Origin of the sequence: Bacillus cereus group sp. BfR-BA-01360 (assembly GCF_022663595.1) — a bacterium.
Taxonomy (GTDB): Bacteria; Bacillota; Bacilli; order Bacillales; family Bacillaceae_G; genus Bacillus_A; species Bacillus_A cytotoxicus.
Genome location: NZ_JAKUFV010000031.1, coordinates 30,678 through 44,753, shown reverse-complemented (window position 1 = coordinate 44,753; position 14,076 = coordinate 30,678). Strand labels below are relative to the sequence as shown.

Below are 14,076 nucleotides of genomic sequence, written 5' to 3'. Positions count from 1 at the left end.
AACCGAAATTACGTGATAATTCTTCATCATGAGAAGCAACAGCTTCTGCAGTTTTATTAAGCTGCATATTAATGTCTTGTAATAACTGTGCGAAATTCTGTACTTTTGGTTTTAATTGATTAAACTGTTGGTCAAAACCTTCAAAAGCACGGCCTTCCCATTCTCCTCTTAATTCATTCTGTAAGATTAGAATCTTAGTTTTATATTTATTTAATCTCATAAACTATTACTTATCCAAAACTTTTTGGGCTATTAATGTTTAGCATATACAAGCTTAATAGATTAGATTAAATTTTTTATTCACTAGAGAACTCATATACAATTATATCAAGATTGAGATCGCGAAGTTGTAGTTAAAAATATCATGTATAGTAGAACAATAGCGGCTATTGTCATGTAGGATATTGTTAATCCAAATGCATCTGCTATAGTACTGCTAGCTATTGGCCCAATCATCATACCAATTGAATAAACTGTATTATAAATGTATACTATACTTTTAAATTAAGAGGATAGCTCCTTTAATGTATACTATACTTTTAAATTAAGAGGATAGCTCCTTTAATGTATCCTGTAATTTAAATTTTTTAAGTTGATAAGAAGCAATTAATCCTGCACATGTCCCCAATAATATACTAATTACGACTAAAAATACTATTTGTACATAAGGAATATCTATCACACTTAAATCCAAACTAGGCAAGACAATATAGCTAAATATTATTCCTCCTAGCACCCCAATAACACTCGCTATTAGCCCTAAAAAAGTCCCTTCTAACCAAATAATTTTTTTCATTTGTCCTGGAATTGCACCAACTGCTCGAATCATACTAATTTCAGCACGACGTTCGTATATACTTGCTATAATTGCATTCATCAAACCAATCCCGGAAATTATAAAAATAATACCAACCAATAGCTGAATTAATAGTAACATTTGATTTAACAACGTTTGTTGCTCTCTTAATAAATCTGTACTATTAATAAGTTCTATATTGGCTCCATTTTTTATAACTCGATTAATCTTCTGTTCTATACTATTAATATTTTTATGAGGATCTATCATTATTTCTATAGATTCATAACCTTTTATATGAAAATTCTTTTTTCCCCATTCTTCATTAACTAATACTGCCCTTGTATTCATTTGTAAATTTTTTTCTAATATTGACGTAATCTTAATAAATTGTGGCTTATGATTTTGCGATTGGATTTTAATTTTATCATTCAATTTTATTCCTAAATAATCAGCTGTTTTCTTTGAAATAATTCCCTCACCATTTTTTAAAGGTTCCTGTAAACTTTTCCCTGATACTACTTTTATTTTTTTAATCTTACTAAATTCAACCAGATCTACCCCAGAAACCTCTATATTTTTAAAATCAATATTTTGTTTACGCATATAGTCATACCATTCAGGATCAGACTTTTTAAAATCGTAATCAACTAATTGAGATTGAGTATCCGTCGCTATAGCAACAACATCTTTCACACCTTCTATCTGCTTAACTTTTTCTAACCATTCAAAAGGAATATATTCATTCCCACGCATTAACATTGGAATACGAATAACTAAGTCTGAAGGCATACTTTCCTTTATCCCTTGTTTCATACCTTCCTTCATTGAATTCATATACATACTCCCTACTAAGGCTAACATAAATCCAAATGATATTATTGCAACCGATATTGCTGCTTTTTGTCGATTACGAATTACATTTCGGCTACTTATAGAGGTTTCTATACGAAAGAAAATTTGGAACGGTTTCGTGATTATAGGTGCCATAACTCGAATAATAAATGGTATGGAAAATAATAAACCTACCACAAATAAAAATGTACCTATAGGACTAATATTTATTTTGAAAAACTTCTCTGTGAAACTTGCACTTACTCCAATAGCAATACCCAATATCGCTATAAAGAAGCTAATTATACTTATTTTTTTCTCTTTTTCTTCGGCAGAAAGAAATCCAGGTCTAAAAGCTTGTACAGGAGGAACTTTTCTTATTGACATCGCTGGAATAATTGATCCTACTATAGACATAATAATCCCCAAAATTAAAGTCAAAATTAATAGATTCCATGGGATTATAAAAATTTCGTTATCAACACTTCCCACACCTATCCATCTATTAATAAGTCCAGCAGCCAAACGGTAAAATAAAGTTCCAGATAAAACTCCTACTAAAGAACCTATACTTCCGATTATTAACGATTCAATTATTACTACACCAATGATTTGTGTAGATCCACTACCAAGAGCACGTAATAAAGCCCATTGTTTAAATCGATCACGTACAGACAAGAAAAAGCTTCCCATGACTAAAAGAGCTACTACAAATAATGCAACACCACCTAACCCCCAGATTAAAGGTTTCATTACATTTAAACGATCAAAGGCTTTCTCTACATATACACGCTGATCAATTTTCACATCGCCCAGCACACTTTTGATTTCAGAAACTAAAGATTTTTCTTCACTAGCATTGACTGTTTTAACTTGCACTAAATTATATTTTTTTTTCAAATTTAATTCATCTTGTAGCCATTTAATAGGAAAAAATGCAGTTTGCTTCATTGCAGCCATTGTAGGTGGATTAAGAATTCCAACTATTTTCACTGTTTTTTCATTAAAAGGTGGGAAGGGCATTTTGATTTCTTCACCTAGTTTAAGGTTGTTTTTTTCTATATAAGACTTTGTAAGTGCAACTTCAGCTCCTTTTTCTGGGTACCTACCTTGAACAATCTTATAAGAACGAATTTCAGGTGAATTTTGCTCAACTCCCCAATATGATGGCTGATTTGAGATTTCTGGGTTATTAGGTATTACATATGGGATCAATACCTTCGATACAGTTTTCAAACTTACAAGTTTTTTTATTTTATTTACTTCTTCATCATCCAAATACTTATCATTCTTTAGATAACCAAATTGAAAGTTATAGTCACCATAGTTATTAATAACTTGCTGCTTTACAGTTTCTTCTACAGATTTATTTCCAAGTAACAACATGGTGGCCAACATTACACCTAAAGCCGTACCAAGGATAATGAGTATTGTTCTTAAATGATTTTCTTTTATTGACTTTAACGCATATTTAAAAGTCCACATTTACAGAACCTCCTATCCTACTGAAAATATTTGTTCATAATTTCTTGAATACGTTTAACTTTTTCATGAATATTTTCTTTAGTCTCTCTATATTCATGAATTATTGCACCATCTAATAGGAAAACTACTCTATCTGCATGAGCTGCTACAAAAGGATCATGTGTTACTACCACAGCTGTTTGATTTAAATCATCACAAGCATCCCTAAGTACGGTAATTATATTTTTACTATTTTCCGAATCTAAAGCACCAGTCGGTTCATCCGCTAATATAATTTCTGGATTATTTGCAAAAGCCCTAGCAATTGCAACTCGTTGTTGTTGACCTCCAGAAAGTTGGGAGGGTAGATTTCTTTCTTTCCCTTCTAAGCCAACAATTTTTAAAAGCTTCTTTGCTTGTTCATTTGCTTTTTGTTGTTTAACACCATCTAATAATAATGGAAGCGCAACATTTTCTTCTGCATTAAATATCGGTATAAGATTGAATTGCTGAAAAATAAACCCAATCTTTCTTCTTCGGAATAACGCCAATTCCTTTTCATTTAGCATTGAAATTTCTGTATCCCCTATGTGAATTACCCCTGCAGTTGGTACATCTATTCCTCCCAATAATTGTAATAATGTAGTTTTACCTGATCCACTTGCACCCATTATACATAAGAATTCACCTTGCTTTATTTCAAGGTTTATCCCTTTCAAGATATTTATCATTTTCCTTTCAATAGTAAATGATTTCTCTAAATTTTTAACTTCTATAATTCCCATAAAAACCCCCTATATTACTTAGATATAACTGTAAACGCCAAGGAGAATTTTACAATTTCTGCTAAGTTTCCTTTTACACATTAGATTACGCATAGCCCACTTGATATGGAGCCTCTACAGGTATGATAAACAGCCTTGAAGCCTTAGTAATAACAGAACCATGGCTGATTCTACAAGGCTATCATACCTGCTTCTCCAAATAAAGTGGGCGACAAATGTGGATAAAAATGTAAAGTTCATATTAGCGAAAACTGTAAAATTTATTCTGGCGTTTACAACTACTTAATTAGAAATTAAGCAATCCTTTTATAAACATGTAAACGATTTCTTTTTAATTCGAAGTACTATAATAAGCAGTAGTTTTATTAGACATATGTATTTCTACTGGCTAAAACAAACTGATTTAGCAACACTTTATCTGTAACACGAGTACCACCAATATTAGAATCTAAATCAAATCCTTGTTTTTTCCATGCTTGCCAAACTAACTTAGAACAATAATATTCACTTTCAGACCATTTAGTTGTCCATATTGTGTATGGTGATCCTTCTTTACTAAGTGCAAAATCCACAGTATTTGTAGTTTGGCCACCTTTAGCACCATTTACAATTAAAGCTACTTCAGTTTTATAGTTTCTCCATTTATTTGGTCTTCTCTTAACACCATATGTAGGAGTAGCATCAATCATATAACTTCTATCCCAATCTACAATAGCTGTATGACCATGCTGAAATCCCCAAGTATTTGAATAAAATATCTCCAGCTGACCCTAAAGCATCACCATAATAAGGACTCGTATTGGCAATAGAAGATTGTTGTTTTAATCCTTTATTATTAATTTTATTTGATTTAGTAAGATTTGAAAGATATTCATGTTTTTCTGGATTTTCTTCTTTTAATCTCTCTACTTCTTGATTTAACATTGGAGAGTTTTTAATTGAATAACCATCTTTTTTCATTTGTGATAAAACTTCTTTTTCTTGTTTAAAGGCTGTTTCCTCTGAGACTTTCCAAGCTTTTTCTAACAATTCCTTATCTTGATTACTTAAATTATTTACTCCTTCTGAAGAAGCTTCAGCACTTGTGAAACCAGAAAATAAAATTCCAGCTGCTACTAAACTACTTAAAACCTTCCTATAATTTAACAAAAAACCATATTCCTTCCTTTTTTCACTTCTCCCTTCGACAATTATACTATTTTTCAGCAAATTATTCACCATTTTTGAAAATATTTCCCAATCAGAAAATAAAGACTAATCGAGTAGGAGAGGGTGATTAACCCTCGACCTCTCACACCACCGTACGTACGGTTCCGTATACGGCGGTTCAATTAAGTCTGACGAATCATTGAATATCTATTACTCAAACTTCTGAGCCCTAGACTTTCCCAATACGAATTGTCTAGGGTTCTTTGTAGAATTGGACTTTTTGAGATTCTCCAATATTGTTTTCTAGAGTTCCCCCATTCGTATGCTATCTGTTTGGAAATACCGAAAGATTGAAGCTTCTTCCTTCTTGTTCTTGGTAACTTCCATTGTTTCCACACAATCATCCGAAGTCTTCTCCGAGTCCATTTGTCCAATTCTTGAAATATGGTTGGTGTGTCACTTCATGCATAATATCCACACCATCCAATTAGATATTGATTGAGTTTCTCCATTCTTTGTTCCATTGATATAGATTTTGACCTCGCTGTAAGTTCTCGAATTTTCTTCTTCACTCGTTTCTTACTTTCGTTGGAGATTCTAATCTTTACTTCTTTCCCTAACGTAAAGCTAAACCCAAGAAAATTTCTCTTCCAAGGTCGGTCAATTGCTGACTTCTCTTGGTTTACCTTTAACTTTAATTTCTTTTCAATGAAGGTTGTAACCGATTCTTTCACACGGATTCCAGCTTTTCTTGATTTCACGTAAATATTACAGTCATCCGCATATCTTACAAATCGGAGACCTCTAGCTTCTAGTTCTTTATCTCGTTCATTCAAGAGGATATTCGATAATAGGGGGCTTAACGGTCCACCTTGTGGTGTTCCTTCGTAAGTGTCTCTTACTACTCCACTTATCATTACACCCGATTGTAAGTATCTTCGAATCAGTCGAAGTATTCGTTTGTCCTTCACTTTCTTTGCGATAATTGCCATCAATTTATCATGGTTTACTTTGTCAAAGACTTTCTCTAAATCCATGTCTATTACCTATTTGTACCCTTCCTTTATATACGTTCTCGCTTTCCTTACGGCATCATGTCCTCTTTTATTCGGGCGAAAGCCATAGCTATTTGGTGAAAACGTAGGATCAAATATGGGAGTTAAGATTTGAGAGATTGCTTGTTGGATGAAGCGGTCTGTCACGGTTGGGATACCTAATACCCTTACTCCTCCGTTTGGTTTCGGGATTTCGATACGACGGACAGGAGAAGGTATATATGTTCCTTCCTCAATTTTGCTCGCGAATGATTTGCCAATTCTCGTACACATGCCTTCGTAGGAATGTTACGGGCATGTTGTCGATTCCATGACTCCCTTTGTTCGACTCTTTTCAGAGCCATGATTAAGGTTTCCCGTGACAATAGTTGTTTCATCAACATTTTGATATTCCTTTCTTCGTGAACGTTACTTTCTGTTTGTGCCACTCTTTACTCAGCCCTCTTGAAGTAGTCCCCCATGTATTCACCATTTCCTCCCTCAAGTAAGTCCGTTTGGATTGTCTGCTTCTACATAAAGAGTGAACGCCCAGTGTAATGTTCTTCCTAATTGTTCAGTCCTTCCCTATCTTTTCGCCGAGATAGGTACTATGACCTCTGCTAACTTCCGATTGTTCAGCTTACTTTCATAAGTAAGGTTATCAAGTTCACTTGACGTATCAATCAGACCTCCCCAGGTAAGCACATATTCTTCCTCTCCACCTATCTGCTTCATTTACTCTGTATCACCTTTGGCAGTAAGGACTTTGATTTGTTTAGCAATCTCATCCAATGATACCTAGCCTTATATGAAGTTCGTGTTCCTCAGACCGGAGATTTGCCGCCGACTTCCTTCAGATTCCGCGTCACCACGGACACCCTTGTCTTAAGCTAATCGTTACTACTGCCTTCACAATTCGGGACTTGAACCCTAGAGAATATGCACATGCTGGGCGCACTAAAAATAAGAATCCTTGTATTGACAAGGATTCTATGAAAAATTCGCTACCTATAATAGGACGTTATATTAACCTTACATACATATAGTATTCATCAAGATTAATCTTTACAATTAAAAGAAAACTAAATTACATCTTTAATGTTAAGCTATCCCACAATTAATAATTCTAGTTATTTGACATATTTAAGTGAGGGTTAATCTGAAGCTCTTTTAGCAAATTCGAAAAGTTCGAATCGATGAAAGTTGATCATTAAAATCTAAATGCGTATGAAGATTAACCACACGTGAATTGTTACCTCTAGTTATTAGTAAAATAATCCTACCTTTGAAGCCTCTATGCTCATACAAAGCTACTAAAGATCTAGGTGGGCATCTTACAGAAGAAATTTTATCATTCCACACATCTCCGACATATTCTACATCATTTCCTAGATTTACATTAAATGACGAACCAGTTGCGTTTATATGTTCAAAGAATTCGACTGTACTTTGTCTAACATCTATATTTTCATAAGAATCAGGATTGTAATTACTTGGATTGTAATTACTTGGATCATAGTTATTTGGATTGTAATTATTTGGATTATAATACATAAACATCTCTCCAATACTCTTTTTCTAGGCTATATTAATCATCTTAATATTAATTATTGATACAACTTCGCAGTCAATGACATTATATTTAACTGTAAAGTTTTTAGATAATTGTCCATATAAAATTGGATGAATGCCTTATTAATCCAAAGCTATGCTTTGGATTAATAAAAAAAATACCTAACTAAAATACAAATGTTAAAATGTCCATATTCCACCTAATAACAAAGTCTATATGTTTTAATTGATGAAGTATTGTCCCCCCAACCACCTTCTACAAGATTAAAAAGTTGAGGAGAATTCCCTGTATTTACAAGATACCTAACTCTCCCCCCGAAACCTCTATGTTGATATAAAACCACTAAAGTAAGAGGTGCAACAAGCACAGAAGAAATTCTATCACTCCACCAGTCTTCCAAAACTTCTTTAAATTCTCCTGAGTTCATTGTGAAAGAAGAACCTGCCCCATTAATATGTTCATAAAAAGTGTTAACAGGACCACGAAAGTTTAAATTATAACTATATTGGTCATAAAACATAAAAATCCCTCCAATACACTCCATTTCCTATAAAACATATGCCCATTTACAATTTATGTATGGGCGATTAACCAATCAATATTTAACTTTTTTAAATAAATATCTAAATTAAAAAATCTAATAAATATCTTGTCTATTTAGTACTTTCCCCCTAGACAAGTAAAAACTTAAAACTACCCAATCACATTAGATAAATTACTCATAATCTATAATTTGAATGACTATGTAAAACTCTTAAAATACCTTATAAAACCTTAATTTACACTTAGATTAATATATGAATTAAAGAGAGAGAAAAAACTATGTACTGTATAAACTGTTTTCCAGTACTTGACTGTGTTTATTTTGGAAATAGACCGATTTGCTATTATAAACAACAATGTACCATAAAGACTTGTCCAACTATACCAGAGATTCCGATACCAATACCCGGTTCAGAACCATTAGGACCGGTAGAAATGTCCTCAAATTCTCCTGCAATCATGTGATATTCATCTGAACCAAGTTGTTTTGCGCGTTGCATGCAAATAACAGGAGGTGATTTCTACACCTGTCAAAGAGTATGTAAGCCCATTTACCAGTAATTTCACGACATAACTTGGTGGTTGGCTGGGGTAAGTGAAGCGAGAGGCTAGACCCTTTTAATGTCTTAAAAATATAAAATAAATATTTATTCATGAACACTTGAACTAGGCGGTTCCGCGGGTATGATTCCTATAACGAGAATTATGTAAATAAGCTGTCCACATGGGCAGCTCCATTTACATAATTCTCGTTATCAGTAGTCAACGATGCATAAAATTTTCGTTATGGGGGAATGAAAAAATCTTAGGTTGATGAACATAAGGTATCGTCAGCATTTTGGAAAATAACCACGCTAAGAGTTTTTGAGTCATTTTAATGTAGGTTTAAAATAAAGTTTGATCACTTTTTGCTATGTTATTGAACTAAATTTGGCTTTGTAATTAAATGCAATTGAACACTGCCCGCCACTTTATTGTTGATTTTGGCAATAAACAATATTACCTCCGGTGCTAAAACAGTTTGCCAATACTTTATCGCTTCTTCTTGTTCCAGTGGAGGTAAAAAACCTATTGACGCTCCATCATCTACTAAAGTTTTCAAAAGTTCAGAAATCTCTTCAATATCTTCATCAAGTAGTTTACTCTCTTTTATTTCTAGATTTTGCATTACTTTACTTTTCCCCCTTTTGTTCACTCAATATATAATTGTATATGTTAAACTGCGCTTACTGAAGAAACGGGCCCTATAATTGAACAGCATCCTATGCCTTATTGCATAGTTTTATTTTTGTCATAGGCAAAACGAATAAAGATAAGAAATAATAGTGATTAATTGCAACAAAGCCAAATAATGCAATTTCATTATTTGAAAAATGTAATGGCTCATACCTTAATAAAAAATCGCCAATCCCTTAATCAAATTGATATTTTCCCCCAAATAAAAGAAATCAACGATTGTAATTGTAACACTTCCCATTTCTGACCAAATTGCATATGCAATGGACATTTCTATCCCCTTTAATGTAAATGAAAGAAAAACAAAGCTATATATTGAATACAAAAATAAGGATACTTGAAATAATTTTTATTATTCTAAATTTAGCGTTATTGTTTTGAATTTCCACACTATTTTTTTATTATCTAAACAGTTAATAACATGTAATAAAAACCTCTACATTCAAATATTACTACATATTTTTGGAGATAAATAAGATTGTTTTTTCTTTTAATAATAATTAGAATTTCACAAATGATTGAATTAACATAAAAATTATAATACAATTTATATTAAGTTTTATAACCTAGTAATAAAGGTAGGTGTCATTATGTATTCAAAAGCGCGAATTACAGCTGTTGGGACTTATGTGCCTGAGAAAGTATTGTCAAATGAAGATATATCAAACCTTGTAGAAACGACAGATGAATGGATTGTTCAGCGAACTGGTATGCATGAACGAAGAATCGCTTCCTCTAATGAATTCTCTACAACTTTATGCATTCGAGCTGTCCAAAACTTAATCGATCGATTCCATGTTTCAATTGATGATGTCGATTTAATTATTGTTGCGACTGCTACACCAGATTACATGTTCCCCAATACCGCAAGTCAAGTTCAGACTCATTTTGACATCCCTCATACAGGAGCAATTGATTTAAGTGCAGCATGCGCAGGTTTTGTTTATGGATTAATTGTTGCCAATGGCCTTATTACTTCAAGGACTAACAAAAAGATACTCGTAATTGGCGCTGAAACACTGTCAAAAATTACAGATTATAGCGATCGTACTACTTGCATCCTTTTCGGGGACGGCGCTGGTGCAGCTCTTGTAGAATATGACGAACATAATCCTAGTTTTTTAGGAACTTATATGGGATCTAATGGTTCTGGGGGAATTCATTTATATCAAACAGCTTTATCTAAAACGATGAATGGAGCACAATTACAAGACACACCTTATCTCGTTCAAAACGGAAGAGCCGTCTACAAATGGGCTGTAAATACTGTTCCTCAAGGTGTACAAAAATTACTACAGAAAAATCATTTACATGTAACCGATATTGATTGGTTCATTCCACATAGCGTGAATTTAAGAATGATCGAATCCATTTGTGAACGAACAGGTATTTCTCTTGATAACACGCTTATGAGTCTACAATATTGCGGAAATACTTCTGCTGCTTCTATTCCACTAGCACTTGATATTGGGTTGAAAGACGGAAAAATCACTACTGGTAATACATTACTTTTATATGGATTTGGCGGTGGCCTTGTACATGCGGGACTTATTTTGAAATGGTGTATATAGCGCATAATCATAAGGCTGATGTCTTATCACATCAGCCTTACAAACAGTGTGTATTTATTACATTATAGAATATTTTTCGCAACAATTTTTAAATGCTCTGGTGCAATAATTTCTTGTATATGTTCCTGCAAGTCTTCCTGAAGCATCTCTTCTATGTGTTCTAATGATACTTCAAGCGGTGTACATTCTAATGTTTTAATGTTTAATACTGAATAATGATCCTTTTTCTTTATAACTAAATACTGATTTTCTTCTGTTATTAGTAGAGAACCTAATCGAATTTCAAGTAAGCGTTGATCATCAAATTTCATCTTACATCCCTCTCTTTACTTATCAAAAAACATTTTTACAGAATTTCCCTTCTTGCTATCAATCTATCATAAATCATTTCAAAAAAATACATCTAATCCGTTCCTATTCCTATAGAGCACTCTTCATTCTCTTTATGTTTCATCACAAAAAACTTTCTCAACATTTCAAGCTCCCCTTCCTATTTTCGCATTGCTTAAAATGACTTATAATGAATGTAATAAAAGATTGGCCTCTCCTAATTCATGTACATATAGTTGATCGGTACGATTTGTTACCGATCCTTTTTTTGTCCTTCTATGATTGACAATATAAACTCTGCATCTCGCGCTACACCACATAGAAGCGCCGAACCTCTTTGATGTTGCCAAGGTAAACCTATATAGTATAATCCTGACACTACACTAACTCCTCTTGTATGAATTGGCATACCTGCTTGATTCACTGCACCTTCTATTTCAATCCATTGATAATTCGGTATAAATCCTGTGGACCAAATTATATTTTGCACTTCATATGTGCTATCATCTGAAAAGATTACTTTGTTTTGCAATGCACTTACTACCTTTGATTTTACTGTTATTTTCCCATTATGAATCAATCTCTTACATTCAAAACCAAATATGGGATCTTTCTGTTTCTGAAACCATCTTCCCCGTCTCGTATCGGTTCCGGCATATAGTAGTCCGATTTTCTCAAGCCAAGCAAAAATGCTCTTTCCCATTATTTTTAATGGTAAAAAAGAAAGCGGATGGCTAACAGCAATCGTAATATCGCGATACTGCGCAAGCTCTACCGCAATTTGTGTCCCGGAGTTTCCACCGCCAACTACAAGAACTGGCCCATTAGGAATTTGTTTTGGTGATTGATATTGAGAAGAATGAATTTGAAAAATATCATTGGAAAGATTTTTGGAAACAGAGGGAATGAACGGTTTTTGAAAGGCACCTGCTGCAACAATCACTTGTTTCGCTTGTAGCACCTTGTCTGAAGTATAGACTTCAAATGTATCCCCCTTTTTTCTTATCTTTGAAACATTCATCTGTAACCTTACTGGTATAGAAAAATGTTTTGCATATGCTTCTAAATAATTGGCAATTTCGTCTTTCGTTGGATACCCATCTTGCTTTCCAGCTAAACTCATACCTGGCAATGCACTATAAGCTCTCGGTGTAAACAACTGCAAAGAGTCATATCGCTTTCTCCATACATCACCAATTCGCTCTTCTCCATCTAATAAGACAAAGTGATTGTTTTCTCTTTGCAAGTAATACCCCATAACTAAACCTGCCTGACCTGCTCCTACTATAATCACATCTAACATGTGCATCCCTCTTTTCGTCCTAAAACACATGAATATATGTTCATATGTTCATGTGTTTTCTTCCATCATATAAATTTTCTTTTTACAAATCAAGGGGATTTCTTCGCTATAAAATAAGTTTTCACATAACGTTCAATTGTTTTGTATAGACAGATATCCTATAATTACAATGATTGCAACTTTTCGTTGTTGTACCATGACTCCTAGAAATCTGGGAGTTTTATCATTTTTATCACTCAGACTCTGACACTTGTTACTAGAACAGAGAACAAGTCTAGAACTTAATGCATGACATGATGTTAAGTTGCTGTATCTATTCGCTTCTCCTTGGAAAATCAAAAAGTGAGATTATAAGGATACTACCGAATATCTATTTCATTGCAGTCTCTTTGTTAAATGAGAGGAAGTGTTTAAAAACATAGAAATATGTAACGATTATTACTTTCAAATACAACATGACTACTTCAAGGGGGAACATAATCATGAAAAAATTATATTATGCATCGTTTGTATATTTGATTATCGGGTTATTAGCTGGTGTATTTGCGAGAGAATACGCAAAAGCAAAAGGCATTCTCGGCTCTACTCTACTAAATCTTTTACATACGCATACGCTCGTACTAGGATTTTTATTCTTTTTAATCACTCTAGCATTAGCAAAATCATTTGCATTCCATAAAATAAAAGGTTTTGATATGTGGTTTATCGTTCATAATATTGGGTTAATATTAACCCTTGCTTCCATGGCAACACGAGGACTCCTTCAACTAAATGGTGCAGATTTTAAAGGCTTAACGTATATCGTAGCAGTTTCTCATTCTCTTATTGGTCTAAGTCTTGTTTGGTTTATGATTTTATTAAAAAAATCATTCAAAATATAATGTAAAAAAGAGGCTCTCCTATAGGTAGGAAGCCTCTTTTTTAGGTTAAATCATTCTCCTGTTTCAGCAAATGTTTTAATTCGCTCTCCAATCTCACTCCGTACTCTTTGGAATACATCCCATTCATTCTTATCTTCCCAGTCATTACTCCAAATGCTTTACATGAATTCCGACATGTACATATTGCATACTCATTCCTCCCCAACTTCATTCATCCCGCTATTTTAGGGCAGTAAGACTCCCGCCTCAAGATTCAGAAAGAAGCAAGGAAGATAGCTGGGAGTAGGGCTGCCCGTAACAGCCCGATTGGTGAGGGCTCATAATCAGTGGGGGATGAAGAAAACCTCCACTTTTTTTGATTTATGAAATACAAAAACTGAGCAGCAACTACCGCTTCCAGTTTTTCAAAATACACAACAAAGCTCTTCCGACAATAAATGATTGACTTCTTCATCATTCAAATCATAATAACTCCATGTCCCTTTTGTCTCCTTTACAATTAAATTTGCATCAAGAGAGTAAGAAAAAGATTCTTCATCTTCAGGTACTTTGCAAAAATGGCGTGTAAATTGTTTCA

11 protein-coding genes and 6 pseudogenes are annotated in these 14,076 nt (G+C 33.5%); 2 read left to right on the top strand and 15 right to left on the bottom strand.

The window, feature by feature from the left end; translation table 11 throughout:
• The 11 genes and pseudogenes from MR056_RS20130 to MR056_RS20080 all read right to left on the bottom strand — a co-directional run.
• Nucleotides 1–184: pseudogene (locus MR056_RS20130) on the bottom strand (WXG100 family type VII secretion target); the annotation flags it as partial.
• 360 nt (nucleotides 185–544) lie between these two features.
• Nucleotides 545–3,115, bottom strand: a complete 2,571-nt coding sequence (locus tag MR056_RS20125) for an FtsX-like permease family protein (protein WP_087098918.1) — start codon at nucleotides 3,113–3,115, stop codon at nucleotides 545–547.
• A 17-nt stretch (nucleotides 3,116–3,132) separates the two neighbouring features.
• On the bottom strand, nucleotides 3,133–3,879 hold the full coding sequence (locus MR056_RS20120; RefSeq protein WP_012094623.1) for an ABC transporter ATP-binding protein: 747 nt from the start codon (nucleotides 3,877–3,879) through the stop codon (nucleotides 3,133–3,135).
• Nucleotides 3,880–4,244: 365 nt separating this feature from the next.
• The gene (locus MR056_RS20115) at nucleotides 4,245–4,568 is read right to left on the bottom strand and encodes a YiiX/YebB-like N1pC/P60 family cysteine hydrolase (protein WP_012094624.1); all 324 of its coding nucleotides are present in this window, start codon (nucleotides 4,566–4,568) and stop codon (nucleotides 4,245–4,247) included.
• A gap of 7 nt (nucleotides 4,569–4,575) precedes the next feature.
• On the bottom strand, nucleotides 4,576–5,100 hold the full coding sequence (locus MR056_RS20110) for a hypothetical protein (protein WP_087098920.1): 525 nt from the start codon (nucleotides 5,098–5,100) through the stop codon (nucleotides 4,576–4,578).
• A 110-nt stretch (nucleotides 5,101–5,210) separates the two neighbouring features.
• Nucleotides 5,211–6,466 (bottom strand): annotated as a pseudogene (gene ltrA / locus MR056_RS20105) (group II intron reverse transcriptase/maturase).
• A gap of 766 nt (nucleotides 6,467–7,232) precedes the next feature.
• The gene (locus MR056_RS20100; RefSeq protein WP_041809842.1) at nucleotides 7,233–7,616 is read right to left on the bottom strand and encodes a beta/gamma crystallin domain-containing protein; all 384 of its coding nucleotides are present in this window, start codon (nucleotides 7,614–7,616) and stop codon (nucleotides 7,233–7,235) included.
• Between the two features lie 218 nt (nucleotides 7,617–7,834).
• Complete coding sequence (locus tag MR056_RS20095) at nucleotides 7,835–8,155, bottom strand: hypothetical protein (protein ID WP_048723789.1); 321 nt, start codon at nucleotides 8,153–8,155, stop codon at nucleotides 7,835–7,837.
• A 367-nt stretch (nucleotides 8,156–8,522) separates the two neighbouring features.
• Complete coding sequence (locus MR056_RS20090) at nucleotides 8,523–8,678, bottom strand: hypothetical protein (RefSeq protein ID WP_157671226.1); 156 nt, start codon at nucleotides 8,676–8,678, stop codon at nucleotides 8,523–8,525.
• 428 nt (nucleotides 8,679–9,106) lie between these two features.
• Nucleotides 9,107–9,346 (bottom strand): annotated as a pseudogene (locus MR056_RS20085) (GNAT family N-acetyltransferase); the annotation flags it as partial.
• 225 nt (nucleotides 9,347–9,571) lie between these two features.
• Nucleotides 9,572–9,758 (bottom strand): annotated as a pseudogene (locus MR056_RS20080) (DMT family transporter); the annotation flags it as partial.
• Between the two features lie 246 nt (nucleotides 9,759–10,004).
• On the opposite strand from MR056_RS20080, the gene MR056_RS20075 reads away from it, so the two are divergent.
• Entirely contained in the window at nucleotides 10,005–10,985 is a 981-nt protein-coding gene (locus MR056_RS20075) for a ketoacyl-ACP synthase III (protein ID WP_048723787.1), read from the top strand.
• 62 nt (nucleotides 10,986–11,047) lie between these two features.
• Here MR056_RS20075 and MR056_RS20070 read toward each other — a convergent pair whose 3' ends face one another.
• On the bottom strand, nucleotides 11,048–11,296 hold the full coding sequence (locus tag MR056_RS20070) for a hypothetical protein (protein ID WP_048723785.1): 249 nt from the start codon (nucleotides 11,294–11,296) through the stop codon (nucleotides 11,048–11,050).
• 272 nt (nucleotides 11,297–11,568) lie between these two features.
• Nucleotides 11,569–12,618, bottom strand: a complete 1,050-nt coding sequence (locus MR056_RS20065) for a flavin-containing monooxygenase (RefSeq protein WP_048723783.1) — start codon at nucleotides 12,616–12,618, stop codon at nucleotides 11,569–11,571.
• Nucleotides 12,619–13,100: 482 nt separating this feature from the next.
• Between MR056_RS20065 and MR056_RS20060 the strand changes: the two genes are divergently transcribed.
• Nucleotides 13,101–13,499, top strand: coding sequence for a DUF2871 family protein (locus tag MR056_RS20060; RefSeq protein WP_012094634.1), 399 nt, complete (start codon nucleotides 13,101–13,103; stop codon nucleotides 13,497–13,499).
• Between the two features lie 50 nt (nucleotides 13,500–13,549).
• Here the strand turns inward: MR056_RS20060 and MR056_RS20055 are convergent.
• Both MR056_RS20055 and arsR read right to left on the bottom strand, forming a co-directional pair.
• Nucleotides 13,550–13,624, bottom strand: a pseudogene (locus MR056_RS20055) (arsenate reductase); the annotation flags it as partial.
• A 279-nt stretch (nucleotides 13,625–13,903) separates the two neighbouring features.
• Nucleotides 13,904–14,014: pseudogene (gene arsR / locus MR056_RS20050) on the bottom strand (arsenical resistance operon transcriptional regulator ArsR); the annotation flags it as partial.
• Nucleotides 14,015–14,076: the final 62 nt, after the last annotated feature.